At 65.7% G+C, this 25,297-nt stretch carries 23 protein-coding genes; 13 read left to right on the top strand and 10 right to left on the bottom strand.

Translation table 11 applies throughout. The features are described from left to right. The first annotated feature begins 8 nt into the window (after window positions 1-8). From AB4Y31_RS18145 to sctV, 4 genes are all read left to right on the top strand, one after another. Window positions 9-3,194, top strand: a complete 3,186-nt coding sequence (locus AB4Y31_RS18145; RefSeq protein ID WP_368675096.1) for an ATP-binding protein — start codon at window positions 9-11, stop codon at window positions 3,192-3,194. Next, window positions 3,175-3,579, top strand: a complete 405-nt coding sequence (locus tag AB4Y31_RS18140) for a hypothetical protein (RefSeq protein ID WP_368675095.1) — start codon at window positions 3,175-3,177, stop codon at window positions 3,577-3,579. The genes AB4Y31_RS18145 and AB4Y31_RS18140 overlap by 20 nt, the downstream gene beginning before the upstream one ends. 153 nt (window positions 3,580-3,732) lie before the next feature. After that, window positions 3,733-7,233 carry a hypothetical protein gene (locus tag AB4Y31_RS18135; RefSeq protein WP_368675094.1) on the top strand — a complete coding sequence of 1,167 codons (3,501 nt, stop codon included), beginning with the start codon at window positions 3,733-3,735 and terminating at the stop codon, window positions 7,231-7,233. A 19-nt stretch (window positions 7,234-7,252) separates the two neighbouring features. After that, window positions 7,253-9,430, top strand: a complete 2,178-nt coding sequence (gene sctV / locus AB4Y31_RS18130) for a type III secretion system export apparatus subunit SctV (protein ID WP_368675093.1) — start codon at window positions 7,253-7,255, stop codon at window positions 9,428-9,430. A gap of 32 nt (window positions 9,431-9,462) precedes the next feature. Here the strand turns inward: sctV and AB4Y31_RS18125 are convergent, their stop codons facing one another. The 5 genes from AB4Y31_RS18125 to sctQ are packed head-to-tail and all read right to left on the bottom strand — an operon-like array spanning window position 9,463 to window position 13,357. Continuing rightward, the gene (locus tag AB4Y31_RS18125) at window positions 9,463-10,614 is read right to left on the bottom strand and encodes a flagellar biosynthesis protein FlhB (protein ID WP_368675092.1); all 1,152 of its coding nucleotides are present in this window, start codon (window positions 10,612-10,614) and stop codon (window positions 9,463-9,465) included. Next, on the bottom strand, window positions 10,611-11,405 hold the full coding sequence (locus AB4Y31_RS18120) for an EscT/YscT/HrcT family type III secretion system export apparatus protein (RefSeq protein WP_368675091.1): 795 nt from the start codon (window positions 11,403-11,405) through the stop codon (window positions 10,611-10,613). Before AB4Y31_RS18120 ends, AB4Y31_RS18125 begins: the two co-directional genes overlap by 4 nt. Then, window positions 11,402-11,671: an EscS/YscS/HrcS family type III secretion system export apparatus protein gene (locus tag AB4Y31_RS18115; protein ID WP_368675090.1), complete on the bottom strand. Its 270-nt coding sequence runs from the start codon at window positions 11,669-11,671 to the stop codon at window positions 11,402-11,404. The genes AB4Y31_RS18120 and AB4Y31_RS18115 overlap by 4 nt, the downstream gene beginning before the upstream one ends. A 4-nt stretch (window positions 11,672-11,675) precedes the next feature. Beyond that, window positions 11,676-12,326, bottom strand: coding sequence for a type III secretion system export apparatus subunit SctR (gene sctR, locus AB4Y31_RS18110; RefSeq protein WP_368675089.1), 651 nt, complete (start codon window positions 12,324-12,326; stop codon window positions 11,676-11,678). Further along, complete coding sequence (sctQ, locus tag AB4Y31_RS18105; RefSeq protein WP_368675088.1) at window positions 12,323-13,357, bottom strand: type III secretion system cytoplasmic ring protein SctQ; 1,035 nt, start codon at window positions 13,355-13,357, stop codon at window positions 12,323-12,325. Before sctQ ends, sctR begins: the two co-directional genes overlap by 4 nt. Window positions 13,358-13,467: 110 nt before the next feature. Here sctQ and AB4Y31_RS18100 point away from each other — a divergent pair, with 110 nt between their 5' ends. After that, entirely contained in the window at window positions 13,468-13,668 is a 201-nt protein-coding gene (locus tag AB4Y31_RS18100; protein ID WP_368675087.1) for a hypothetical protein, read from the top strand. Between the two features lie 103 nt (window positions 13,669-13,771). Here the strand turns inward: AB4Y31_RS18100 and AB4Y31_RS18095 are convergent, their stop codons facing one another. From AB4Y31_RS18095 to AB4Y31_RS18075, 5 genes are all read right to left on the bottom strand, one after another. Then, complete coding sequence (locus tag AB4Y31_RS18095; protein ID WP_368675086.1) at window positions 13,772-15,175, bottom strand: FliI/YscN family ATPase; 1,404 nt, start codon at window positions 15,173-15,175, stop codon at window positions 13,772-13,774. Continuing rightward, window positions 15,169-15,879 carry an FHA domain-containing protein gene (locus AB4Y31_RS18090; RefSeq protein ID WP_368675085.1) on the bottom strand — a complete coding sequence of 237 codons (711 nt, stop codon included), beginning with the start codon at window positions 15,877-15,879 and terminating at the stop codon, window positions 15,169-15,171. The genes AB4Y31_RS18095 and AB4Y31_RS18090 overlap by 7 nt, the downstream gene beginning before the upstream one ends. A gap of 63 nt (window positions 15,880-15,942) precedes the next feature. Beyond that, window positions 15,943-17,562: a secretin N-terminal domain-containing protein gene (locus AB4Y31_RS18085; protein WP_368675084.1), complete on the bottom strand. Its 1,620-nt coding sequence runs from the start codon at window positions 17,560-17,562 to the stop codon at window positions 15,943-15,945. 20 nt (window positions 17,563-17,582) lie between these two features. Then, window positions 17,583-17,789, bottom strand: a complete 207-nt coding sequence (locus AB4Y31_RS18080; RefSeq protein WP_368675083.1) for a hypothetical protein — start codon at window positions 17,787-17,789, stop codon at window positions 17,583-17,585. A 78-nt stretch (window positions 17,790-17,867) separates the two neighbouring features. After that, the gene (locus AB4Y31_RS18075; protein WP_368675082.1) at window positions 17,868-18,410 is read right to left on the bottom strand and encodes an RNA polymerase sigma factor; all 543 of its coding nucleotides are present in this window, start codon (window positions 18,408-18,410) and stop codon (window positions 17,868-17,870) included. Between the two features lie 282 nt (window positions 18,411-18,692). Here AB4Y31_RS18075 and AB4Y31_RS18070 point away from each other — a divergent pair, with 282 nt between their 5' ends. The 8 genes from AB4Y31_RS18070 (at window position 18,693) to AB4Y31_RS18035 (ending at window position 25,159) form a co-directional block, all read left to right on the top strand. Further along, window positions 18,693-19,022, top strand: coding sequence for a hypothetical protein (locus tag AB4Y31_RS18070; protein WP_018438981.1), 330 nt, complete (start codon window positions 18,693-18,695; stop codon window positions 19,020-19,022). A 76-nt stretch (window positions 19,023-19,098) separates the two neighbouring features. Next, window positions 19,099-19,302 (top strand): hypothetical protein, encoded by a 204-nt coding sequence (locus tag AB4Y31_RS18065; protein WP_368675081.1) that lies wholly within the window; start codon window positions 19,099-19,101, stop codon window positions 19,300-19,302. Between the two features lie 18 nt (window positions 19,303-19,320). After that, window positions 19,321-19,668 (top strand): hypothetical protein, encoded by a 348-nt coding sequence (locus tag AB4Y31_RS18060; RefSeq protein ID WP_368675080.1) that lies wholly within the window; start codon window positions 19,321-19,323, stop codon window positions 19,666-19,668. Beyond that, window positions 19,665-20,402: a hypothetical protein gene (locus tag AB4Y31_RS18055; protein WP_368675079.1), complete on the top strand. Its 738-nt coding sequence runs from the start codon at window positions 19,665-19,667 to the stop codon at window positions 20,400-20,402. The genes AB4Y31_RS18060 and AB4Y31_RS18055 overlap by 4 nt, the downstream gene beginning before the upstream one ends. Next, entirely contained in the window at window positions 20,399-21,088 is a 690-nt protein-coding gene (locus tag AB4Y31_RS18050) for a hypothetical protein (protein WP_368675078.1), read from the top strand. The genes AB4Y31_RS18055 and AB4Y31_RS18050 overlap by 4 nt, the downstream gene beginning before the upstream one ends. 88 nt (window positions 21,089-21,176) lie before the next feature. Then, window positions 21,177-21,701: a hypothetical protein gene (locus AB4Y31_RS18045; protein ID WP_368675077.1), complete on the top strand. Its 525-nt coding sequence runs from the start codon at window positions 21,177-21,179 to the stop codon at window positions 21,699-21,701. 246 nt (window positions 21,702-21,947) lie between these two features. Continuing rightward, a complete protein-coding gene (locus tag AB4Y31_RS18040; RefSeq protein ID WP_368675076.1) occupies window positions 21,948-22,604 on the top strand; it encodes a response regulator in 657 nt (218 codons plus the stop codon). Window positions 22,605-22,639: 35 nt separating this feature from the next. After that, a complete protein-coding gene (locus AB4Y31_RS18035; RefSeq protein WP_368675075.1) occupies window positions 22,640-25,159 on the top strand; it encodes an ATP-binding protein in 2,520 nt (839 codons plus the stop codon). Window positions 25,160-25,297: the final 138 nt, after the last annotated feature.

Here is a 25,297-nt window from a genome sequence, read left to right as displayed (position 1 = left end):
GACCACCGATGCTGCTACGTCTTCTAGCCGCGATTGCCTTCGCCGCCAGCGTTGGCGCGACGGCCGGTGCCGGCACCGCGATCAGCGCGACCCGCACCGAAATCCCCAATGCGCGAGTGACCGCTGATTCGGCGGCAGCGACCGCACTCGGCAACGGAGTTGGGACCGCTGACTTCGCGAACGTCCTGCGCGTCGGCACCTACACCGGCGATGAAAGCCTCCTCGACCACGTCGACCGTTTCGGCATACGGCATGGCTTCGCGGCCAGTGCGCTGCATGCGATCGCCGATCCCCACGGCGTCATCCTCGTTTATCGCCGCTTCGCCTCGATCGGCGCGGCGTTGGCTGCATTGGACGCCGGCCGCATCGACATCTTGCCCGCACGGTGCACGGTTGCGGTCGAAGACAGGCGCTATTGGGTCTCCGATCCTTATGCGTTGCCGCGGGCCGGCGCAGTCGTCAGGCGCGAGCGTGCGAAGCCTCGCGCGTTGGACGACCTGGCGGGGCTGCGGGTGGCGATAGAGCAGGGCGAAAGTGGCCGCTTTGTGAAGCCGTGGCTGCCTGGCTCCGAAATCGTCGAGGCCGACGGTCTACGAAGCGGCGTGCGGATGGTGGCGCGCGGGAGCGTCGACGCGTTCGTCGGCATTCACGAAGCAAACGCGGAAATCATTCAAACGCGGGGTCTTCACGCGCTCGAATCCGTACCGTTGCAACTCGCCGTGCCGCTCTGCTTCATCGCGCATCGAGAGAATTTCGCCGCGGCTTCCTTCATCGCGCGCGGCCTTGCGCGGCTTTCTCCGGCGCAACGGCGAGAGATCGAACTGCAGCCGCTACCGTCTTCGATGCCGGCGATGCCCGTGCGGACCTTCTCTCTGACCGACGAGGAGCGCGCCTGGGCAAGCGTTCACCCCGTCGTTCGTGTCGGTATGGAGCGGCTTCACCGTCCTTACGACTTCCTCGACGAAGAAGGCGAGTGGCAGGGGGTGGGCGCCACGCTGCTGAAAGGTCTGGCGCCGATTGCGCATATCCGCTTTGAGCCGGTGCTGATCGGCGATGCACAAACGTTGGCCGACGCGCTGCGCGAAGGGGCGATCGATCTCGCGGCGTCGTTTCCACTCGGCTCCTCGGCAACGGAGCCGCGGGATCTTGTTTTGACTGGACCGTACGACACCTTTCCGTGGTCTCTGGTCCGATTCGGCGATGCGGCGGCGCCGCCGGGTCGCATCGCAGCGAACGCATGGCGTCTGCGGCAAGTAGTGCCCGGCGACGCCTGGGCCGACGCGGCGATCGTCCCGCGCGAGCGCGCCGTCGATGCGCTGCGCGCCGTACTTGCCGGCAATGCCGACGCGGCGCTCGTGAACACCATCGCGGCCGACGATCTGCGCGACCGCTACCCCTATGGCCGCTTGAGCACCGACGCCGCCATCGCCGGCGTCGAGCGGATCGGCTTCGCCACGGCCGCGAGCAATGCCGTGCTGACCGACATGATTGACCGCTATCTGACGTCTCACACTCCGCGCGAGCTGGCGCGCCTCGCTAGCCGTTCGCGCCACGTCTCGCTGCAAATCGGCTACGACAAGAGCATGGTGATTCTGCTTTCGGTTTGCGCCGCGGCAATCGTCGTCACGGTGCTTTCGACGCTGCTCATGGCCTATTGGCGCACGCGGGCGGCGCGCCATGCGGCCGACGCCGCGCGTCTCGACGCAATCGCATCGCGCGAGCGTGCCGAGACGGCCGATCGCGCGAAGTCGGCATTCGTCGCGATGATGAGTCATGAGATTCGTACGCCGATGAACGGTGTCATCGGCGTGCTGGACTTGCTTGAAACCACGACGCTCTCGGAGCAGCAGCGGCGCCATATCGAGACCGCGCAGCGCGCCGGCCGGCTGATGCTGCGCGTGATCGACGACACGCTCGACTACCTGAAGCTCGAGCAGGGTGCGATCTCGCTCGACGCATTGCCGTTCGACATCCTCGGCCTCGTCGGCGCGGCGGTCGAACTTCATGCGCCGCTCGCCGATCGCAAGCGCTTGCCGGTCCATCTGGCCGCGATGCCTCATTTCGACCGATACGTGGTCGGCGATGAGGCGCGCCTCAATCAAATCGTCACGAACCTGCTCAGCAATGCTATCCGCTTTACGGATGACGGTCATGTGCTCGTCGAGTTGCGGCACTGGCTCGAACGCGGGCGCAGCCAGCTCGAGCTGGTCGTGGCCGACACGGGGCGGGGCATTGCCGAACATTATCGATCGCGGCTTTTCACACCGTTCACGCAGCAGGACAGTTCGACGACGCGCCGCTATGGCGGTACGGGGCTGGGGCTCTCTATCGTCAAGCGGCTCGTCGACGCGATGGGCGGCACGATCGACGTCGCGAGCGTCGTCGGCGTCGGCACGCGCATTGGCGTGCGCGTGCCGATGGAATGGGGGGAAACGGTTCGTCGTTGGCCGAACCTCTCGCCGATGCGCGCGCGGGTCGCTGTGCCGGTACGGGCGATGGCGGCGTCGATCCGCGCGATGCTCGCGAAGATGGCTGTGGTGCGCGTGCGTGGCGACTGCGCCGAATATGATGTGGACATCGCCCTCGAGCCGGCCGGAGCGATCGTCGTCAGCGCACCAGGGCGCCTCGAGCGGCGCGTGCGGTCCATCGACGAATTCGTCGATGCCATGGAGCGAGTCGATCCGCGTCGTTCTCATTTCGCCGACGCAGGGATCTCGCCTGCCGCTTTGGACGAGATTGGCTTGCCAAGCGTGCCGTATAGCTGCGGCGGCAACCGCGGCGTCGGTGCGGCGCTTGTCGTCGAAGACAACGAGATGAACCGCGACATCATCGTGCGTCAGCTCGCCTTGCTCGGCGTGCCCGCGAGCGAGGCGTCCGACGGCATTGCCGGATACGCCTCGTGGGAGCGGCTCCGCCCCACGTTCCTGTTCCTCGATTGCCACATGCCGGGCATGGACGGTTACGAGTTGGCACGACGCATCCGGGCTCGCGAAGCCGGCGAGCGGTGTCGGGGCCATGCCGTGGCGCGCACGGCGATCGTCGCGATCAGCGCGAATGCAACGATCGAAGACCGCGACGCATGCCGCGCGGCCGGCATGGATGAATATCTGACCAAGCCGATCACGCGTGAAAAGTTCGTCCGCCTGTTCGAAAAGTGGAAGGAGTCAAACCACGATGTCGCGACGCCGGAATGAGCAAACGGGGCACGCAGCGATTCACTTCGATCTGTGCGAGCTTCTCCCGCTATACGAGCGCGCGGACTTGCGATGCTTGATCGTCCGCGCACTCGCGGAATTCGACAACACCATGAGCGATTTCGACGCATACCTTGCCGCGGGAGCGTACGCAAACGCGGCTGGCGCGTTGCATCGCATGAAGGGCACGGCGTCTTTCTTTCGTGGCGCCGAGGAGGCGATCGTGGTGCTGCATGACGCGGAGCGCGCATTGAAGCTTTGCGATGCCAACGTACTGCCATCCATCTTGCCGCAAGCGCGCTCAATTCTTGCTGTCCTGTCCACTGCGCTGTCCGGGGCGCTCGCCGATCTCGACGGCGCCCGGCCTTCGGAGACAAAGCGTTGAGCGTCGAGCACAGCTCGGCGGCACCTGAGCACGTTATTCACGACGTAATCTCGTCCGGAATTGAGATCCGCCTCGCATCGACCGAACGGATTTGAAGCACTGTTGCGGCTCCGTTTCGATCCGCCCAGGCGGGTGTCAACAAGGAGAGTCAGCATGCGCATTGCGATCACAGGAGCGTCCGCGTCGGGATTGGCGTCGAACGCAAATTTCGAGGAGGTCGATCAGGAAACGGCTGCGGCCGAGCCCGCCGTCGAACGTTCCGATGCGGGCGGCGTGCCCCCCGAGCGCCACCAATGGGCCGACCGCGCGATAGCGGACAGGCTGCGCCGCTCCATCGCGACCGAGACCGCGACGGAACTGGTCCGCGTCGCTGTCCCGCCTGGCGACTCCGCCTCGGCTTCAGGCGCGCGAGGCGAAGCCCTGCAGCGGCAGGCAATCGACTCGACGCTGCGCGAATGGGTCGATCTCGAAAAGGCGGTACTCTATACCGAGAGCCCGAGCCAGCTGCTTCGCGCCGTTTCCGACCACGACCATCGACCGATTTCCCCCGAGTTCGAGCTGAGCCTCGATCCTTCGCTGCTTGAAGACGAGCGCGTCATCGACATCGCTGCCGTGCTCTACCATCAGCTGCGAAAGGGCGCCGGTGCCGGCCAGGGCGGGTCCGCGGCGACAGTTCCGCTTGCCACGTTGCGATCGGAGTTCGTCGCGGCGTTGCGAGAAGACTATGCGAAGCGGCGCGCGCTGGACGCGCTCGCCGCACCTCCCGCAAAGACCGGGCACAAGACGCCGTTTTTCGACGGCTTCGCGATTCGTCACGCACGGCACAAAACTTTCGATGAGCTGGCGGCCCTGCCGAGCATATCGGCCGATCCTGCGTTCGCTTTGCTTACTGTCGAAGAGAAGCGGCGCCTCCTCGAAAAGAAGTTCACGCAAATGGGCGAAAGCACCGCTTACCCGATCGGTACGCCGGAGCATTCGCTCGCCACGGCGCTGCTTCGCCTGCAAAGCTATCGCGGCAAGCCGTCCCCGATGCGATTCGAGAGCCCTGCGGCCTTGCTGAAGGCGTTTCAACAGGCAGAGCGGGATTGGGCCGCGGATCGCTCCTATCCCTATCATCCACGGCTTCTGTATGCGGCCCATCTCGCCCGCACTGACGGTATCGAACTGATGAGCCCCGGCAACGACCAGCGGTCGCGCCTGGATGCGCTGATCGCGTATGGCAACGAGCGATTGCTCGCGGTGTTCGGCGCGGCCCCGCGGTTCGCTCGCCACGAGGCCGCGGCCGAGATCTTGCGCGGACACGGCCTGACCGACGACGAGATCGACGAGTCGCGCAACTATGTCATCGCGGGGGACAACCCGAATCTGACGAAGACTGCGTATGGCGATCGGATCGACGAGTTTCTCGATCGGGCCGACTGGAGTGGGCTCGTCGGATCGCGGATGAGGCTGGCCGCGGACGTCCAGATCGTGCCGCGCGACGAGCTGCAGCGTGCCGAAGAGCGGTTCAACGAAGGCCTCGCAACCGATGCGTGGGTCGTCGCGAGAGCTCGCGAGAACCTGTGGGCGAAAGACCTGCGCCCTACCGCGCAAGCGCTGGGTGAGGAGGTGCGGCGGATCGCGAGCGGCCTGCAAGCGGAGACGGAATCGCACCGTGCGTGGGTGAGGGGGGCGGAGACCTGGATCAACATGGTACCCGTCGCAGGGCCGATCTATAACATCGAAGAGGGAGTGCGTCATCACGACGCGGCGCGTGCGGCGTTCGGGGTCCTCTTCCTCGGCATCGATCTGTTCGACTTGGGCATGGGGGCTGGCGGCGATGCCGCCGCATTGCGTCGCACGCATCCTGTCGTTCCGAAAATGAGGCATGTCGTATCGCGACTCGATGGTTCGATGGTGGATGTCACCACCCATCCGCTCATGGTCGACGCCGCGGCGGATCCGGTCGACATCGCTGTCGAGGACGGCGACATTCCCCTCGTTCATCGAAGCCTCGCGAAGCGTGTTCGCAACGGAGAACGACATGTCAAATGGCGCGACTACGACGTGGTTCATCTCGAGTATGAGAACCGCATCGTGCCGGTGACGAGCGATGGCGACGCCTCTTACGAAGTGGGATGGCGCTCGGGCCGTCGCCTGCACACGCGCGCGCCGCTCGAACGCGATCCGCTGTCGGGCAAGCTGAGGCCGCGTAACGAACCGGTCGAGCGCATGAGCGGCGACACAACCGCGATTCGTGGTGCCGATCCCGAAGCGCGACTGACGGTCAACAGCGTCAAGGATATCGTCAAAAGGGCGAACAGTCTGGAGCCGCGCCACTTCGACCGAATTTTCGATTCGAACTTCGAATATCGATCGGCGGGCTCGCAGGCTTCGGCGTTCGACTTCAAAGCGTTTTGCCGCAAACTGTACGACAGGAGTCCTACGTTCAGACGACTCGTGAACCGGTTCGACGATGTGAATGGCCGCGCGAGCAACAACACGCGCAACGCCTTCACAAAATGGGAGGTACGGGTCGGTGAGGTCGGCCCGCTTGGCTCGCCGACGAAGGCTTATACCGACTTCGAACATAAGCGGATCTACATGCCGAGGGACGAGACGCTCGAGACCATGGAATACATGACGGCAAGCGGGCTTCGGCCGATGTCCCGGGAGCAGATCTATCTGCATGAAACGATCCATGCGCTGACCGAAGCGCGCGATCCCGAGCGCATGCTCGACATGCTGAACCGGGGCCCGGTCGTCTATTTGACCGACAAGATCCTCAGCGAGGGCGGCTATGCATTCGCCGAGCAAGTCATGTATCGTCGGCAGAACTCGCTGCCCGGCATGGAGCCGCGCGAAACGATCGAATACCATCGCGACACAGCCATGCATGCGGCGCATGCGGAGAACCGCTATCTCGATCCGTTGCTGGACGGCAAGCCGCGGTCGGTGCCCGAGGACAGTCTCGTCGAGGGTGTGCCGGTCACTTCGCGTGTGACCGTGCGCGGGGCGAGAGAAACGGTGCTCGACGTCGCGGCGGGGGAGGACGATATCTTTTTCTTGATGGATGAATTCGAAGCGAAGTTTGCGCGCAACTTCGGATTCTTTGCCGACCCGAGCACCTCGGTCGAGGTAGCAGCCTCCGACGCCAAGACGGTGATCGACTTCTATCGGCGCCTTTACCACAAGAGTCCCACGTTCCGCCACTTGTTCGATCGGATGCCGGTCATCGATTCGGCGGCGGACGCGCCAGCGATCTGGCGAATCATGCTCGACAGCCATGTGCCCGCCGATACGATCGCGCAAGGAGCGTCGCGTCAACCCGTGTCTGCCGCCGCGAAGGAGATCTATATGCGCGACGGCGAGATGCGGTATTTGAGCTCGCTCGGAGTGCGAGACGTCGAGTTCGAGCGCAAGCTGACGTACGACATGGTTCGCGCAATCGGCGGCTTCGACACGTTGGCGCCCGGCGAGACATATACGAATCGCGGCGCGGCCGTCTATCTGACCGATGCGGTGCTGGCGGAAGCGGGTTTCCACTACCCGCGGCAGCTCGCGGCGGCGCTCGCGACCGCCGGCGACAGCGCTGCCGAGGCACGCTTGGCTGCTTATCAAACGTCGGCTGCGCGTAGTGCGGCGATCGAAGACAAATACCTGAATCGTGGCTGATTCCGGTCACCGCCGAACGATGAGGGCGCACGTTCCCGCCTTCGAATGGGCCGCGCGCGTCTTCGAGCCGGCGAGCCGCTGGCTCGCTCGCATCGGCGAGCGCAGCGATGCGGTCGTCGCCGTTCTCGTTGCGCTGGTGATATTCATGATGGTCTTGCCATTGCCGACGCTCGTCATCGATGCGCTGATCGCAGTCAATGTCACCGCAGCCGTGCTGCTGGTCGCTCTGGCGCTTTACGTGCCGAGCGCGGTCGCGTTCTCGAGCTTTCCAGTGGTGCTGTTGTTCACCACGCTCTTTCGTCTCGGAATCGAGATCAGCACGAGTCGCTCGATCCTGCTCTCCGCGGACGCGGGCGCGATCGTGGAAACCTTCGGCCGGTTCGTTGCGGGCGACAACGTCGTCGTCGGCGCGATCGTCTTTCTCGTCGTTGCGGTCGTGCAGTTCCTCGTCATTACGAAAGGCGCGGAACGCGTGGCCGAAGTCGCCGCGCGTTTCTCGCTGGACTCGATGCCGGGCCGACAGATGGCGATCGATGCCGATGTGCGTGCGGGATTCGCGAGACCGGAGACGGCGCAGCAGCTGCGCGGCGAGCTCGCGCGGGAAAGCCGCATGCACGGCGCGATGGATGGCGCGATGAAGTTCGTCAAAGGCGATGCGCTCGCGGGATTCGTCATCGTCTTCGTGAATTTGACCGCCGGCGTGACGATCGGTGTCGCGCAGAACGGCCTCGCCCTCGCCGACGCCTTGCAGCGCTACGCGATTCTGACGATCGGCAACGCGCTCGTGGCGCAAATACCGGCGCTATTGATTTCGATCGCCGCAGCCGTGTTGATCACGCGCGGCGGCGAGGACGCGGCGCGGTCGCGGACGGTGGGCGGCGAAATCGTCGAGCAGGTTCGTGCGGCCCCAGCGGCCTGGATTATCGCGGGCTGCATCGCCGCTCTGTTCGCCGTGGTGCCAGGTATGCCATGGCCTATGTTCGTTGCACTCGCGGCGGCGCTGTTGCTCGCGGGGGCGGCACGCCTGCGTCGCGACGCGGCCGCGCGCCGGCGCGTCGCCACCGCGTCCCAGGCGGGGCTCGGGGCGGCGAGCGCGGCTTCGGCCGCGAGCTTGGGGCGTGCCGAAATGCCGATTCCCGACGAGTACGATGTGCGCGAGATCATCCCGATCCGCCAGATCGTCGTCTCTTTCTCGCCCGCGATCTCGCGCGACGAACGCTTTGCCGCGCTTATCCGCGCGGTGCGCCGCACGCGCAATGAGGTCGTGATGCGCTACGGCTTGACCGTGCCCCAGCTCGAGTTCCAGGGGGTGGCTCGACTCGACGGCGATGCCTACGAAATCGCCGTTCAGGAGGTCGTCGCGGCGCACGGGTGGCTACGGTGGGACTGCCTCTGCGTGTCGGAAAAGAGCCTCGACGAATCGCTTCGCGCTCACGCTCAGCGCCAGACCTACCCGCTCATCGAAGGCGCCGTGTGGGTCGAGCGAGCACGTCTTGCCTCTCGAGAATCCGTCGCCAATGAGAGCATCGGCGCCATCGAATATTTCTCGCGGCTCGTCGCGCAGCTTTTGCAACGCCACGCGGCGCAGTTCGTAGGCGTTCATGAGGCGCAGCTCTTGTTCGGTTGGCTTCAATGCGAGATGCCGGCCGCCGCCAAGGAGCTCGCGCAGGCACTGTCGCTGCCTCGTTTCGCCGAAGTGCTGCGCCTCCTCGTATCGGAGCGCGTTTCGTTGCGCAACGTGAAGCAGATCGTCGAAACACTCGTGAGTTGGGCTCCGCGGGAAAAGGAATCGCCGATATTGGCCGAGCATGTACGCCAGGCGCTTTCCGGTCAGATCTGCCAGGAATTCGCCGAGAACGGTGTACTTTACGCGCTGCTTCTCGAACGCGATCTGGAGGACAAGCTGCGCGCTTCGCTGCGGCAAACGGCGCAGGGAGCCGTCCTTGCCGTGGACCACGAGACGTTGGAGTCGCTGTCCATGCAGGCCAGGACGTTCGCGGCCGCGGCCGGCCGGCATCGCTCGGCTCCCGTCATCCTGACGGCGCAGGAGCTGCGGCGCCCGCTGCGTCAACTGGTTCGTGACACTTGGTTCGATCTGCACGTGCTCAGCTATACGGAACTGACGGCGACGCAGCGAGTGCGCTCGATCGGCATGCTCAAGGTGGACAGCAACGAGTCGGCAACGGAGGGACAATAACCTGTGCGGTGAGCCGGCCGCGGCATCGCCCCTCAGCCCGCACCGCAATCCGAGCTCGCGAAATCGACGGTTGGAACGCCATCATCGAAGAGCGCATCGTCGATTTCGACCGGATCGACGGCGCGCACGCCTAGCGATCGCATTTCGTCGGCGAGCCGATAGACGATTGCGATGGTCCGGTAGCAGTCGGGCGGGATCATCGAGTTCGTCGTGCCATGCTCGTAGAGATGGCGGGCAAGCTTTCTGAAGCGGAAGATGGGCACGTTCCGCGTTCCAGCGGCCTCGGCCATGCGCTCGGCTGCGGCGCCGGCGCCCTTCTCGAGGATGACCGGGGCCGCCCGCTCGTCGCCTTGATAGTAGAGCAAGACCGCGAGGTGCTCGGGATTCGTGACGAGTACGCAGCCCGTCATCGTGTTGGTATCGACGGGTTGCACTGCCGTTGCCGATTCGAGCCGCGACGCGCGTTGACGTGCGCGCACGAGGGGATCGCCGGCAGTCTGCTTGAGCTCCTCGTTCGCCTCGTGATACGACATGCGCAACCGGCGCAGGTAGTGGCGCTTGGCGACGAGCGCACTGATGGCCGCCGGCGCGACCGATACCGCGAGCAGCGTGCGCACCAGCGCGTGCAGGGTATCGATGCCCGCTCGCCAGCCGTGTTCGGCCGATTGCCAGTCGAGCATGGCGAGGAATAGCGGCATCCGATGGACGAGAGCGGCGTACGCGACGAGACCGATCGCGAGCGCGGTGATAAGTGACAACAGGACGTCGATCAGATACTTTGCCGAAAGCATCTGTCTAAAGTGCGTCAGCGGGTTCATGCGCTTTGACGAAGGCTTCAACGCTTTCGGGGCAAAGCGAAGGCCGCCCCCGCTTACCCATGCCGCGACGATAGCGCCGATCACGGCGGAGCCGGCTACGACGGCAAGCGCGCTCGCGAGGAGTCGCGCGCCGTTCGTCGCTGATCGCGCAACGGCAACGACGATGTGAGGCTCCTCGAGCGCGTCGAACGTCGAATGCATGATGTCCAACAACGCGCCGCAAGCGATGTCGAGCGAGGCGAACACGGCCTCGATGGCCAACGCCATGGCGAACCACGCCGTGAGCGGCTCGCTGCGCGGTACGTCCCCCTTGTCGCGAGCATCCCGCAGCCGCTTTTCGGTTGGCGGAAGAGGTTTTTCGCTCATTTCGAGGTGGCGTCTCGAGCGGCTCGATCGATTGCGCCGGCCTGGCCGGCGACGACGTCATGCACGGCTTGTAGCGCCGTTGGCAGGCTCAACGCGACGAGCAACAGCGCCGCGACGCTTTTGAACGGCAGCGCGGCCACGTACGCGGGAAAGCGCGGATTCGCGCGCGCGAGCAGTGCGAAGGAGCCCTCGATGAGACCGAGCGCGAGCAAATAAGGCAGCGCGAGCGTCGCCGTGAAACCGACAAGGGCGCGCAAGAGCGGCTCGACCGTTTGCGATAGGTTGTCCGGGAACGAAGGCACAAGCTCGAGCGGCGGCCAAACGGCAAAGCTGGCATAGACCGCGCCGAGCAGCGCATGAAAGGCGCCCGCCTGCATCAGGTAGACACACGACGCCCGCTGCAGGATAAGCGCTGTCGTCGACGCGTCGGGCGATGCGGCTGGGTCGAGCGCTTGGGGATTGGCGCCGCGCTGATAGTCGACATAGACGCCGACTGCTTCGATGGCCCATAGGGGGATCGCGAGCGTCACCGCAAGGAGGAAACCGAGGGCGAGCTCTTTTCCCGCAAGGAGGGCGAGCAGCACCGATGGCGGTGGCGCTGCTTGGAGCAGGGGCAGCATCGACGGTGCGACAGGCAGGGCGAGCGCGAGGGCGATGGCGCCGCGCGTGGATACCGACAACGCTTGCGGCGAGAAAGCGGGAACGAGTATCAGCGCCGGCACCCAGCGCGCGGCGGCGAGGCCGAGCGAGAGGACGTAGGGAAGAGCGACGGCCGCGAACTCGATCATCATGGCGAAACACCCGACGAGGCCACGAGCGCGAACGCCTGCTCGACGATGCCGAGCATTTCGTAGCCGACCGACCGGGCCGCGGCCGCGAGCCCCACGCACACGACGATCAGCTTCACCGCGAACGGCAACGCCTGATCCTGGATCTGAAACGCGGTCAGCACGACCGACGTCGCGATTCCCGCGCAGGCGGCTCCCAGCACGAGCACGAGCGAGACCTTGAGCGCGAAGAAGAGTGACTGCTCGAGAAGCATGAGTGTCTCGGACAAGGGCTCAACTCCGGTAAGAAATCGCGAGCGCGTGCAGCAGCTTGCCCCAGCCGTCGGCGACGACGAAGAGCAGCAGCTTGAGCGGCAGCGAAACCATGATCGGCGGCACCATTTGCATGCCCATCGCCAATAACACGTTCGAGACGAGCAAATCGACGACGAGAAATGGCACGAAAAGGAGCAAGCCGATCTCGAATGCCGCCTGAAGCTCGGATACGACGAAAGCCGGTACAAGGATGCTCCAGTCGTCGGCGCGCGCGGATGGTTTCGTCGAGGCGGGCGAGCCACGGCGCGCGATGTCGAGAAAGCGCTCGCGTTGCTCGGGCCGCGTATTGCGCAACATGAACTGGCGTAGAGGCTCCGCGACGGCGAGCGCATAGGCCACTTGCTCGCGGCCCGTCGATTGCGGTGCCCCGCCGCGCGCGATCGCGAAGGACGCCTCGAACGTCGGCGCCATGACGAACATCGTGACGGCGAGCGCGATCGCGTTGAGCGCCATCGTGGGCGGCGCTTGCTGCACGCCGAGCGCATGTCGAACGAGGATCAGCACGACCGATATCTTAAGAAAGGACGTCGTCGTGATCGCGATCAGCGGCAACAGCGATAGGACGCCCAACAGAACGAGCAGGCCGAGCGGATGCTGGTCGAATGTCATGGCGATTGCGGCCCGGAATCCACCCGCGGCCATTCGACGATTTCGACGGCGAGCCGGCCATCGAGGTCGACGAGTTCTCCGTAGCCGAGCGGCACACCGTTTGCCTCGATGCGCACGCTCGGCGGCAAGGCACCTTCGAGACGCAGCACGGTACCGGCGCGAATGGCCGCGACTTCGCCCATCGGCAATGACAATGCGCCGAGCGAAAACGAAAGGCGTACCGGCAGAGCGGTCATGTCGGCACCGGCGTCGGCCGGCGCTGTCTCGGCGTGGTGAGCCGGAGGGGAGGGGGTGTCTTCTGGCGACATTCGTTGAACCTCGAAGCAATGGCGGTCGTCGAGCCACCGGACCTCGGCAAGACGATCGAAGATGCGAATCCGACCGTTGCCTGCAACGTCGAATGCGCTGTCAGGCAGGACGATCACGTCGGCGCGTCGTAGCTGCGAGAATCGCGTGGCTGGCAGCGTCAGCTCGCCCGCGACGACGCGCGTGCGACTTGGAAGCGCGATCAGCCAGGCGGGCGGCGTCGTCGGTGCGGGACGCCATGGCCCATGTTCGATCAACGCGAGCAAAGCGTCCGCGCGGATCAGGAGCCGCATCGCGAGGCGGATCGATTTCGTTTCACAGCGCAGGCTCGCGACGATCGGCGCGTCAGGAGGCAGGCCGTGCGCGTCGCCTTCGACGAGCGGCTCGCCGAGGGCGGTGAATAGCGATTCAGGTAGCGACGCGACCGCATAACGGACGAATGCGGTGCGCGCGGATGGAGTGGGTGCGGCGTCGATGTCGATGCCCGTGAGGGCTAGCAACAGCGCGCGATAGTCGAGCCAGATCGTCGGGCCGAAGCGCGTCGACACCGGCAGGCCGGGATCGTGCGCGGTGCACTGCGCACGATCGGTGGACAAATGCCACCGGGTGATCGTGCCGTCTTCGAGCGCGAGCTCGGTCCAATACGTCCGCAGCAGGCGGCGCGCCGACAGCGTTGCCGTATCGACGCGTCGTGGCGCGAGCCGTCGATAGCCGGTCGTCCTCATGATGCGACTCCAACACGGAGTCGGCTCAGCGCCAATCGATATTTCTCGCGGCGGCGCAGCAGCGGAGCCAGCCTTGCCCGCGCGTCTTCCAGCGTCCGGCACGCATTGTCATGAGCCGTCCGAGCGTCGGCGAGCTTCGCGCGAGCGGCATCTCTCATCCGCTCGAGGCTCGCGTAAGCGTCAGTGGCGCGATACAAGTCGGCGCGCTGAAGGAAGTCGCGGCGCGCACGCATGCCGCGTTCGATCTCGCGCCGCCGCTCGCTCGCTTCGTGCGCGGCTTGCTCGAATGCGGCGCGCGCCGCATCGAGTGAGGCGAGCGCGGCTGCTGACGCGCGCGCGGCCGCCGCCACGCTTTGGCGTGCTCGGATCAAGCGCGCCTCGTTGCGTGCACGCAGGGCTCGCCAGCAATGAATCTCAGCGACGGAGTGCGGCATCCAATCGCTCCAGTGTGTCGTTCCAGGAAGACGGACTGCCGAGGTCTTGCCGCAGAAATTCGATGAGGCGAGGATGCCGCGCTATGGCCTCGTCGTTTTGATCGTCGTGGCCCACCTCGTATTCGCCGAGCGCCAGCAGCAACTCGAGCTCGTGATAGCGCGCAAGCAGCGCTCGCAGACGTTCGGCATCGCGCCTTTGCGCCTCGTCGACGACCGCGTTCATCGTGCGGCTCAGGCTCGCGAGAATGTCGATCGCGGGGAAATGACCCTTCGCGGCGAGCTCATGCGAGAGCACCAGGTGTCCGTCGAGCAAGGACCGCGCTTCCTCGGCGATCGCGTCGGACGCATCCGATTCGACGAGCACGGTGTAGATCGCCGTAATGGAACCGCTTGGCGTATTCCCCGCTCGTTCGACGAGACGCGGGAGCATCGAGTAGACGGAGGGCGGCAATGCTTGACGCCCGGGCGGCTCGCCGGCGGCGAGGCCGATTTCGCGTTGCGCGCGGGCGACGCGCGTCAGCGAATCGACGAGCAGCAGCACCTGCTTTCCCTCGGCGCGAAAGCCGTCGGCGATGGCCGTCGCGGTGAATGCGGCGCGGACCCGCTCCATCGGCGCACGATCGGCACTCGCGCAGACGACGACGGAACGCGCGGCGAGCGCGGTATCGACTTCACGCTCGACGAATTCGTTGAGCTCGCGGCCCCGCTCGCCGACGAGCGCGAATACGACGATATCGGCCTCGATCCCGCGCGCGAGCGCGCCGAGCAGCGTCGTCTTGCCGCACCCGGGGCCCGCGAACAGGCCGACCCGCTGGCCGCGTCCGAGCGTCAGCAGGGCATCGATCGCGCGCACACCCGTCGTCACGCGCTCGGCGATAAGCGGACGCGAGCTTGCGAGGGGTGCGTCGGCGAGCACGGGCACGCGTCTGCATGGGCAGGCGGAGACCGACTCGATGCAGGGTTCGCCGAGCGGACGCCCGAATCCGTCCAGCACGCGCCCGATGAGGCCCGCCCCGACGGCGACTTCATGCGGCTTGCGCAGCGAGTGTACGAGCGCATTCGCGGCGAGGCCGTCGGTCGACGCGAGCGGAGCGAGCTTTGCGTGCGGACCGTCGATCCCGACGACTTCCGCGAGCATTGGCTCGGCGCCGCCGCGTGGCGAACCGATCAGTTCGCAGAGATCTCCGATCCGGGCCCCGGGCATGCGTGCGACGATCAGCGTGGCACTCGCGCGCTCGATGCGGCCGAACGCCTCGATCGGGCAGGCGCTGTCGAGGCGTCGGCGCGCGGACGCGGTCCACGCGGCGAGCCGCGGTTCGACGTCGAGCGTCGGCGGGAGACGTGAAACGGTGACCCCGAAGGGCGTCAGATCGCGTGTCACCATGACAGTTCGGCAGGATGTGGACCGGAGAAGACAATGCGGTGCGACTCGATCCGGTCGAGCGTGAATTGGCTCAGGACGTTGCCCGGCACGAGCACGTGCCCGTCGTCGGTCACGATGAACCCGTGAGCGCCGCCGCGCACGCTGACGACGCCGAACGGCGGCGAGGCGGCGCTCGCGGGTGCCGGATGGAGGACGGCCCGCACTTCGCGCACGGCGGGCCGCGACGCCGCGGCCGCGGCGTCCTGCCCGCCGGAGCGGCTGGCCGATTGAGGGGCGACGGAGCCATTGGCGGCGGGCCCACTGAGGATGGCGACCAGCGCCGCCGCAGCAGCGAATGCGAAGAGCGCGGCGAGGCTCGCTAGCCGCGCGGCCGTCCGGTTTGGAGCCGCAGCACCATCGATCGAGATCGATAGCGCCGCATCGCTGCGCCAGGGATCGTTCTCCTCGGCGAATCCGACGAGCACGGGACCGACCTCGATCTGCATCCCGGCGCCGATCGCGGCGGCCGACTCATGGCTTTCGTCGAGACGGCGCAAGGTCCATCCTTCTTCGGCTTGCCTGCGAAGCTCGATGCCATGCTCTGGCATGCCTGGGTCGGTCAGGATGATGTCGTTCGCGCTCCCGCTGCCGAGGCGGATCGAGTCGCCATCGAGCGGCAAGGCGGCTCCGCGATGCAGGCCGCTGAGTATTCTGAGTTCGAGCATGGGTTCGGGGTTCGTCGCGTCGTGCTGGCGGTTATCCGTGGTGTTGGCCGTGTCCGTGCGCCACTAGAGCGCGCCGGCGCTGATGAAAATCGCGCGCTGCCGGTCGCGCGACGTCGCCACGGGGTAGCTCGTGAGGAGCCGCGGCGCGCCGCCGCCTTCGAGGGCGACGGCCGTTCTCAGCCGGACGCTCGTCGTGGTGCTCCACTCTTGCCCGGGCAGGCCGGTCGGCTGTGCCATGAGGAGTCTCACATCGACGGCAATGGCCGAAGGCCCCGACGGCTGCGCCGGCAACGGGCGGGCGACCAGATCGAGCGCGTCGCCGCGATGACCTGCACGGCCGCTGGCGTTGTCGTCGAATTCCCCGGCGGCGTCTCCCCCGCGCAACGGCGAGCGGCGATGCGATTCCTCCGCACCGAGAGCGAGCGTGACGTGTTGATTGGCGAAGCCGACAAGGGTCTGGCGATTGAGCACCTTGGCGCGTTGAGCCTCGAGCGCATGCGATAGCTTCGCGTCGAAACCGGCTCTCGAGCGTTCGGTGTCGATTTCGTCCGCGTCGGCCCAGCGGTGCGCGGGGCCTTGCGCGAGTGAACGTAACGTCTCATCGTCGGTCTCGAGCACGAGCACTTCCATCGAGACCATCGGCATGGGCTGATCGAGCGCTTCGACGATGCGCTCGAGGGGGCCGCGCAACGCCGGATCGCCCCATACGATGACGGTGTTGCTGCGCTCGTCGCCAATCACGACGGCATCGGCGTCGCGCGCGGCCGTTGCGCGCGTCGCCGGGAGCCGCATCGACGGGGAGCGCGACGACGGCAGCGGCGGCAAAGCCGGCAAGGGCGGCGAGACGCCGAACAAGTGGGCGAGCCCGTCGACGCTCGCGGACGCTGGCTGGCGGGCACCGGCCGCGGACGCCGGTTCGAGCAACGGCATGAAAAAGGCCGGGGCGTCGTCGGCTGCGTCGCGACCGACGAGCTGCCGGATGATCGACGCGGCGCCGGGTCTCGTTCGGTCGCCTGCATCGAAGCCGTCCGCGTCCGTCGCGGGCGCGTAGCGCAGCGGGAAGATCATCGGCTCCGCGCGCGCCGCGGCCGCGCTCTGCGCGGATCGAACGGAGAGAAAGCGCCTCACGAGCGCGACATATTCGCGAGGACCGGAGACGAGCACCGCGTCTTGCGCGGCCAGCGCACCCCAGCCGAAGCGTTCGTCGTAAAGCCCGACGGCCGCGAGCGCTGCCCGCGCCGTCTCGGCCGGGATGCCGTGAAGTGGGATCCGCTCGACGATCGAATCGGCGCGCGCGCTGACATACAGCGTCCGGTTGGCGACGAACCAATCGAATCGGTGGGCGCTCGCGAGCTGTTCGAGAAAGTCGCGTCCGCTTTCCGCGCGAATCCAGCCGTCGAGACGGGCACCGTTCCATGCTACTGGCGCGCGGCCGTTCGCCGCTGGCGCGACACGCAGTGAAAGAGCGTGATCGCCGGCGAAGTGCCGCAATATCTCCAGCGGCGAGCGGTTCGTTGCCCGATAGGCATAGGGCGCCGACAGACCGGCGCTTGCCGTGCCGGCTGTATGCGTCGATTCGGTCGCGCTTGCGATCCCGGCCGTCATGCCGAATGGAGCGACCAGCAAGACGGCGACAATCGCGGCGAGCCACCAGGCTGACCAGCGCGGCAGGGAACGCGTCATGTCGTGCGCCAGCGCCATGTTCAGCGGATCTCGTTCAATACGCTGCGCAGCAGCGCGAACCGCATCTGCACGTCCGTCGTCGCGCTCCAGTTCGCGAGCGAGACGCCGCGCAATGCTTCGACGTAGCGCTGCCACTGCCGGACGTCGGTCGGCGACATCGAGTGGCGGACGCGATCGGCGTGCTGCATCGCGCGTAGCAGTTGAAGTTCCGTGAGATTGATGTCCATGGTCGACGAGAGAGAAAAGAAGTGGAATGTGCGAGCGCGGCCGGCCGGGCGATCGATCGAGCCGGGCTTGCTCGCAGCTCAGGCAAAGTGCTTCTCGAACTTGGCGCGCAACCTCGAAAGTCGCGAGCGAACCGTGCCGACGGGGATCCCGAGCATGGCGGCGACTTCGACATAGCTGACGTCGTCGAGAAAGAGCAGCTCGATCATCCGTTGCTGCTCTGGCGGCAGAGACTGCGCGAATTCGAGAAATCTGGCGAGGCTCTGTTTGACTGACAGGCGCAGTTCGGGACCGCGCGTATCGACGAGCGCTTCCTCGTGGTCGTCGATGCGCTCGACGACGAACCGATAATCCGAAGCGCGGCTCACGTGGTTGCGCGCCACGTTTAGCGCGATGGCGATGAGCCATGTCCTGGGCTGCGCCGTGCCGCGATACGACGCGCGATTCTCCCAGGCGCCGAGGTAGGTGGACTGAAGGATGTCCTCCGCGTCCTCGGTGCTTCGCACGCGCCGCGCGATGAACCGGTAGATCGCCTGCCGGTGCGCGCGGTACCAGTCGTCGAATTCGACAGACGCGTCAGCGCCGGCAAAGCGACGGGTCCCATCCGAAAGCGTCGAAATCATGTTGGATCGAGCCTCGATCAAGCTGCAATGGCGCAATGATCGAGACGTCGCGCTCTCGTGCGTCAATTTTGATATAAAAATCGGACGACATTACGTTCGGCTCGCCGTTCAGCTCGCCTTTTGGATCGCCGCGCCGGATCGGGCTCGCGCGATCGGCCGAAGTGTTTCGCCGCTATGCGGAACCGCTCCGTCATCTGCCGTTACTAACGCTCCAATTCCGCGCCGGTATCGCGCCGGCGTCGGAAGAGTGCCGAGTTTTCTCTTTCGTCAAGGGGGTCCATCATGACCATTGCAGCCGTTGTTCCCGCTTTGCAGACGGTCGGCGCGTTGGCGTCGCTGGCCGGTACGGTCGTCTCGGCGATCTCGGGATCGTCGCAATCGGCGGCGTCGACGCATGCCGCCGGTGCCGATTCCGCGAAGGCCCTGGATCAAATGCAGGGCCTGTTGCGACGTCAGCAGGAAACGCAATTGCAGACGATGGAAATGCAAACGGAGGCCAATATTCAAAAGATGTTGGCCGACACCGCGAACAGCATCGCGAGCGGGCACCTCGATTCGGGCAACAAGGTGCAAAACGCCGTCCATAAGGCGGCCCAGGGCATTCAGTTCTAAGGCAGATTCGGCATGACATCGGCGGATGCATGAACTCGAGCATGCATCCGTCATCGACGGATGGGTTGGAGGTTCAATGATGATCGACAGTTTGCAATCGATGGCCGCGCGCAGCGTCGGCCAGGTGTATGCGGTGGACGAAACGATGCGGGCGGGTCTCGAGTTCGCGCTCGAGAAGCGGCGAGTCGACGCGGGCAACGCACTCGAATCGGCGCACGGCCGGATGACGACCGAGCTCGTCAATTCGCTTCGTCAACTGACAGCGCAGCTCAAGCCCTGAAGGCCGAAGAGGCAACGCGTGGACCGTCTTCGACTTTTCTCGCCGCCGTTATCCGGAACATCCACGGACGCTGGCGTCTTGGCGGGCGCGGCTTTCGCCGACGCGCTGACATCGATCGATGAAGCCCCGGCTTTGCAGATGCTCGTGCGCGGCCTCGACGAAATCGAGCGCGGCCGTCGACGCGCAGCCGAGCTGCCTGGCCAAATCGCCCATGCGCACGCGCACGGTGCGTCGGGCCCCGAGGTCGTGCTTGCCATGCACAGGCAGGCGCGCCTCATGGCCGCCTACCAGATCGACGTCATGTGCGCGGCGCGAGTCGTCGGCGCGACCGCCGCGGGACTCAAGCAGTTGGTCACGGCGGCATGACGCGCCGGCCGTTCGCCGCGCGCTGCCGGCGTCGTGCGATTGCGACCGCCGTCCTGCTGGCGCTTTGCGCGTGCTCCAAGCGCATCGATCTGCATATTGCGCCGGACATGCAAAGCGCCAACGAAACGGAAGCGGCCCTGCGCCAGCGCGGCATCGCCGTCGCGCGCAGGCAGGGCAAGGAGGGCGTCGTGCTCTCGGTGGCCGACGCCGATTTCGTCGATGCCATCGCGGCGCTGCGCGACGCGGGGTTGCCGCGACACGCGCGTTCGCGGCTCCCTGATGCTTTCGGCAAGAAGGGCGCGATGTCGACGCCGCTCGAAGACCGTGCACGCTACATCCATGGGCTCGAGAAGGAAATCGAAAACACGATGCTCGACATCGACGGCGTCGTGGCGGCGCGCGCTCGCGTCGTGCCGCAAGAGCGGCCCGCGCCCGGCATGCCGCTGACGCCGGCATCGGCTTCGCTGCTGATCAAGCATCGAAGCAACATCGACCTGGCTCCGCTCGTGCCTGGCATCGTGCGGTTCGTCAAGAACGGCGTGCCGGGGTTGGCCGGCGAAGACGACGGCCGGATCGCGGTGGTCCTCGTGACCGAGCACGAAGGCTCTGGGGCGGTCGCAGCGGCGCTGGTGTCGTCGCGTCGGCCGGTGTGGCTGTTCGTCGGTGTGCCGGCGCTCCTTGCGCTCCTATTCGGCGCGGCGGCTTGCGTCCTGTACTGGCGGCAAAAAACATGAGCACTGCTTGGCCGCGATTCTGGTTCGAACCTTGGCATTGGGCCGATCACGGTTGGCATCTTCGATACGGAGCGCCAGTCGCGCCCGCAGGTAGTCCGGCCGCGCGTCTTGTCTTTGGCGGTTGGATCGGCGCGTTCGGCCTCGAACGAGAGTGGGACGCGCCGCCGGACCCGCGCTGGTTGCAGCTCGTCAGCTTCTCGCCGGCTCTGCTTCGTGAACTGGCAGGCGTGCTCGGCTGGATCGCGGTGCTGCGTGCCTCGGGAGGATGGCGTTTCGCTCGCGGCTGCGAAGGCCCACCCAGGCGTTGGCCGACGCACGATCCGTTGTGGCAGTGCGCGCTTCGTTATCGAGACGTCAACTGCCTCGAGTCGCGGATCGTCGAATCGCGCACCACGACCGCCTACGACGCACGCACGGCAGGCTTGCGCCTATTGCAGCAGGCAGCCGCGATGCAATGGCCCGATATCTCCGGCCGCCTTCTGATGATGCGCTCGCCCGATGAACGGCACGGCGAAGAGCCCTCGACGATCGCGTGCGCCGCCGGCGGACATTCCTGTTCCGGCGATCCGCCCGAACCGGTTGCCACGGCTCCGCTCGCGATCGCTCGCATCGATGTTGGGCTCTGCCTGGCCGTCGCCCTTGCAACAGCTCGGCGGCTCGCCGCTACCCACGCCGCAGCCGGCTAGTTTCGCAATGACTTTCGTCGCCCGCCGCATTTCGCGCGCACCAGGACTCGATGCTTGGCCCGTGCAGCTAATCTATCGAGCGAGTGAAGTGGCACAACTGCATGAGCTTGCCGCGTATTTGGAGGCGGCAAGACGGACCGCGGACGCCGTCGTCGAGCGTGCGCATCGTACGGCGGCAGAACACGAAGCGCGCATTGTGCGCGATGAGGCGCAGCGTCGCCGCGACAGTGATGCCGCATTGCTGCGTCGAGCCGTTGCCTTGGAAGCCGCCTACCGTTCTTGCCGGCAAGCGCTGCTGGCTCGCCTCGAGCCGGTGTTGGATGCTGCTTTGGAGGCTGCTTTGCAACGAATAGCCGTGCGCATGCCGGCAGATCAGCGCGTTGCGATCGTCGTCGATGAGTTGCGCAAGCAAATCGACCCGGGGCTGGGGGCTCAGCTCCATCTGTCGGCCGGCGACGAAGCGGCGACGCGGGCCATGGGTCTCGCGTTCGCATGGCCCATCGAAGTCGACGAGGCCCTTGCGGCGGGAGCGTGTCGGCTTTCGTCCGGGGAAGGCGAGTGGCTGCTTTCGTTCGACGCCCTCATCGAAAGCATATCGAACGCCGCTCGCTGAATGCGCGAAACACGCCTCTTTTCCCACACTTTGACGATTCGGCATGGAATGCGAAATAGCATGCCGTGTGCTCGATGGAAGTTCTTTGCAATTCCAAGAATTTTCGTATTATCGAATGCAGTCCTTCTCGCTAGCATTTCGAGTTTCCTCGAACGCAAGCAATTAAAAGAATGCTGCGCGCAACACCGCGTTCGAGTCGTCGTCGCGTCGTTGTTGTTGGCATCGGATCAGGGGCACAGGGGCACCATGAACAAGCTGCTGCGTATCATCATCGCGGACGATCACGCGGTCGTCCGCTACGGCATCCGCACTGCGCTCGAGGCCAATGGGATGGCCGAGATCGTGGGGGAGGCCGGCACTGCCGACGAGCTCATAGCCGCGGTCAAGGCCGTGCCCTGCGATCTGATCGTCACCGACTACGCGATGCCGGGTGGGCGCACGCAAGACGGCGTCGCGCTGATCGATCGCCTGAAGAGGATCAAGCCGGATATGCCCATCGTCGTCATTACGGCGCTGCGCAATGCGGCGATTCACAACAAGCTGATGGCGAAGGGCGTGAAGGCGATCGTCGAGAAAGCGGGTGGCGTACAGGAGTTGAGTTTCGCCCTGCTTGCGGCTGCCCAGGGCCGCACCTATCTGAGCCCGGGGCTCGAATCGTTGCTGGCGAGCGCGAGCATCGTCGGGCCGCGCGTGGGCCACGTCGCTGAGCTGACGACGGCCGAGCTCGAGGTGATTCGTCTTTTCGCCTATGACGGCCTGACCGCGACGCAAATATCGCAGCGCTTGAACAGGAGCCCGAAGACGATCAGCCGCCACAAGATCAATGCGCAGCGCAAGCTCGGGCTTTCGACGAACCAGGAACTGCTCGAATACTGCCGCAATAACGACCTTTCTTCGGCATGAGTCGTATGGCGCGCGGGAGATCGTCGAACAAACAGATGGGGTTGCCATTGCGCTCGCGCGCGTTCGCGGCAGTGCTCGCGTGGCTGCTGGCTTCGTCGCTGCTCGCGGCGCTGGCCGGTTGCGAGGCCTCCGACGAAGCGCCGCGCTTGCCGCGCGCGAGCTGGGACTTGCACCTGTCGCTCTCGCCCGAAGAGCGATCGTATCTTGCGTCGCTGCCGGAGCTGCGCATCGGCACTGACCCGCGCTGGGCGCCGATGGCCTTTGTCGACGATACGGGCCATTTCGAAGGCATTTCCGCCGATTACCTCGATTTCATACGCGAGACGCTCGGCGTACGAGTCCGTATGGTGCCGACTCAGTCATGGAGCGAAACGATCCGGCTCGCCAACAGCGGCGGGCTCGATCTCGTCGTGGCGGCATCGCGTTCCGATGGCCTCGTCGCGGGCTTCAACTATTCGCGGCCTTACGTCCGCTATCCGCTCGTCATCGTAACGCGCGAAACGGCACCTTTCATTGGTGGGCCGAGGGATATCGCCGGAGCTGAAGTGGCCCTCGTCAAGGATTCGGAGGGCATGCGCGCCGAAATGCCGGGCCTGGACAAGATGCGGACGATCACCGTGGCGCGGACAGCGGATGGGCTCGACGCCGTGGCGAGCGGCCAAGCGTTCGCGTACATCGGCAATCTCGGCGTCGTCGATCGGCTGGTGCGGGAAAAATACGCCGGAATCCTGCGCATCGCCGCGCCGACGGGGCACTTCGAGGACCTCTCTTTCGGCGTCGCGCCGCGTTTCGCGGCCCTCGTGCCTTTGATCGATCGCGTGCTTGCGTCGATCCCTGAGCGCGAGCGCGAACACATCCAGCATAGTTGGCTGTCGACGCGCTTCACGTTCGGCATTCCGCCGCGCACGCTATGGATCGTCCTGACCCCCGTCGTCGCCGTCACGATCATTTTTCTGGCCGTGCTCTGCGGCTACATGCTGCGGCTGCGCAATGAGGTCAGGCAGCGGCGCTGGACCGAGCGTCAACTCGTCCTGGAGAAGGCCGCGCTCGTCGCCGCCAAATCCGATGCCGAAGAGGCCTCGCGCGCGCGCGATGCTTTCCTTGCCACCGTGAGTCACGAGATTCGCACTCCGATGAGCGGCGTGGTCGGCATCTTGCAACTGCTCGATCACGGCCGGCTTTCGAGCGACGACCAGTATCTGCTCAACATGGCGCGCAACGCCGCCGAAATTCTGCTCCGGATCCTCAACGATATCCTGGACTTCGCGAAGAGCGAAAACGGCGATCTGACGCTGACGTCCGCGCCGATGAACCTGAGTGAGCTCGTCGAGCGAACGGCCGGCATCGTCACGCCCGAGATGGAACGCAAGGGCTTGCGTTTCAACGTCGATGTATCGCCGGCGCTCGCGCCTCGCCATATCGGCGACGGCCAGCGGCTCGGCCAAGTGCTGTTGAACCTCCTCGGCAATGCGTCGAAGTTTACGGATCGTGGGGCCGTCTCACTGTCGGTCGACGTGCTTGCCACGACCGAAAACGGGCAGCGCATCCTCATTCGCGTGGCCGATACGGGCATCGGCATCGCTCGCGAGGACATGGCGCGGCTCTTTTCGCCGTTCGTCCAGGCTCGCAGCGCGGCGACCGCCGGCTATGGCGGCACCGGCCTCGGGCTCGCGATCTGCAAGCGACTGGTCGAATCGATGGGCGGATCGATCACGCTCGAGAGCGAGGCCGGGCGCGGCACGACGGTGTCGATCGAGCTGCCGTTGCCCATCGACCGAAGTGCTGCGCCACGCGGGGGTGAAGCGCTCGTCGCCACCCCCGACGCGGCCGCGCCGGCACGAGAAGGATCGTCGCGGCGCATTCTGCTCGTCGAGGATCAGGACATCAATCGCGAGGTCCTGAAGCGTCAGGTCACGAATCTTCGTGTCGCCGAATGCGATTGCGCGAGGAACGGCCTGGAGGCGCTCGAGGCGCTCAGGCGCCGGTCCTATGCCATGGTCATCACCGATTGCGCGATGCCGGTCATGGGCGGAGTCGAGCTGATGCGGCAGATTCGTCAGCGTGAAGCCGGCACGGGCGCACGCACTGTGCTCGTTGCGCTGACAGCGAATGCCCTGCAGCAGCAACGTGACGAATGCTTTGCCGCCGGCGCCGACGAGGTATTCGTCAAGCCTGTCGAACCTCAGCAATTGCGTGCGCTGCTCGAACGCTACGGCACGACGGCGCCGCCCGCTTACGCGCTCGAGCAGGCGGGCATTCCGGCCGAGCGGCACGCCGACTTGTGGGAAAGGCTGCGACAAACGCTGACTGACGAGACTGCCGAGCTGTCGTCGCTATCGATCGATGAGGACGCCGAGCAAATGAGGGAGATCGTCCATCGCATCGTCGGCACTGCGTCGTGGTTCCACCTCGAAGAGATCGCAGGGGTGGCGCGTCGGCTCGAGCAAAGTCTGCTGAACGGAGAGGCGACGTGGCCAGACGTGAAGGCGCTGCAGTCGGCCGTGGCGCGCGTCGCGGGCGAATCGTCGCCGCCGCGCTCAGCGCGCGCTTCGTAGAACGGGTCCCGAGCGCGATAGGCCGGCGGAACACGTAGCCCGAGCGGTAACAGTCCGTCGCTGCAATCATTCCGCGCTCCAATAGAATAAAAAAGGCCAATTTTCAGCAAAGCTTCAAATATTGTTAAATCGAGTGGA

This window comes from Trinickia sp. EG282A, from assembly GCF_040965455.1.
GTDB lineage: Bacteria > Pseudomonadota > Gammaproteobacteria > Burkholderiales > Burkholderiaceae > Trinickia > Trinickia symbiotica.
The sequence above is the reverse complement of the archived record's forward strand: the minus strand, read 5'-3'. Positions and strand labels throughout refer to the sequence as shown.

Excerpts from the sequence above, each read along its gene's own strand:
- AB4Y31_RS18070 (WP_018438981.1), top strand. The coding sequence starts at position 18,693 with ATGACCATTGCAGCCGTTGTTCCCGCTTTGCAGACGGTCGGCGCGTTG.
- AB4Y31_RS18085 (WP_368675084.1), bottom strand. The coding sequence starts at position 17,562 with ATGACGCGTTCCCTGCCGCGCTGGTCAGCCTGGTGGCTCGCCGCGATT.
- AB4Y31_RS18075 (WP_368675082.1), bottom strand. The coding sequence starts at position 18,410 with ATGATTTCGACGCTTTCGGATGGGACCCGTCGCTTTGCCGGCGCTGAC.
- AB4Y31_RS18080 (WP_368675083.1), bottom strand. The coding sequence starts at position 17,789 with ATGGACATCAATCTCACGGAACTTCAACTGCTACGCGCGATGCAGCAC.
- AB4Y31_RS18065 (WP_368675081.1), top strand. The coding sequence starts at position 19,099 with ATGATGATCGACAGTTTGCAATCGATGGCCGCGCGCAGCGTCGGCCAG.
- AB4Y31_RS18140 (WP_368675095.1), top strand. The coding sequence starts at position 3,175 with ATGTCGCGACGCCGGAATGAGCAAACGGGGCACGCAGCGATTCACTTC.
- AB4Y31_RS18055 (WP_368675079.1), top strand. The coding sequence starts at position 19,665 with ATGACGCGCCGGCCGTTCGCCGCGCGCTGCCGGCGTCGTGCGATTGCG.
- AB4Y31_RS18120 (WP_368675091.1), bottom strand. The coding sequence starts at position 11,405 with ATGATGATCGAGTTCGCGGCCGTCGCTCTTCCCTACGTCCTCTCGCTC.
- AB4Y31_RS18040 (WP_368675076.1), top strand. The coding sequence starts at position 21,948 with ATGAACAAGCTGCTGCGTATCATCATCGCGGACGATCACGCGGTCGTC.
- AB4Y31_RS18035 (WP_368675075.1), top strand. The coding sequence starts at position 22,640 with ATGGGGTTGCCATTGCGCTCGCGCGCGTTCGCGGCAGTGCTCGCGTGG.
- AB4Y31_RS18125 (WP_368675092.1), bottom strand. The coding sequence starts at position 10,614 with ATGAGCGAAAAACCTCTTCCGCCAACCGAAAAGCGGCTGCGGGATGCT.
- AB4Y31_RS18095 (WP_368675086.1), bottom strand. The coding sequence starts at position 15,175 with ATGGTGACACGCGATCTGACGCCCTTCGGGGTCACCGTTTCACGTCTC.
- sctQ (WP_368675088.1), bottom strand. The coding sequence starts at position 13,357 with ATGAGGACGACCGGCTATCGACGGCTCGCGCCACGACGCGTCGATACG.
- AB4Y31_RS18090 (WP_368675085.1), bottom strand. The coding sequence starts at position 15,879 with ATGCTCGAACTCAGAATACTCAGCGGCCTGCATCGCGGAGCCGCCTTG.
- sctV (WP_368675093.1), top strand. The coding sequence starts at position 7,253 with ATGAGGGCGCACGTTCCCGCCTTCGAATGGGCCGCGCGCGTCTTCGAG.
- AB4Y31_RS18050 (WP_368675078.1), top strand. The coding sequence starts at position 20,399 with ATGAGCACTGCTTGGCCGCGATTCTGGTTCGAACCTTGGCATTGGGCC.
- AB4Y31_RS18100 (WP_368675087.1), top strand. The coding sequence starts at position 13,468 with ATGAGCCGTCCGAGCGTCGGCGAGCTTCGCGCGAGCGGCATCTCTCAT.
- AB4Y31_RS18145 (WP_368675096.1), top strand. The coding sequence starts at position 9 with ATGCTGCTACGTCTTCTAGCCGCGATTGCCTTCGCCGCCAGCGTTGGC.
- sctR (WP_368675089.1), bottom strand. The coding sequence starts at position 12,326 with ATGACATTCGACCAGCATCCGCTCGGCCTGCTCGTTCTGTTGGGCGTC.
- AB4Y31_RS18135 (WP_368675094.1), top strand. The coding sequence starts at position 3,733 with ATGCGCATTGCGATCACAGGAGCGTCCGCGTCGGGATTGGCGTCGAAC.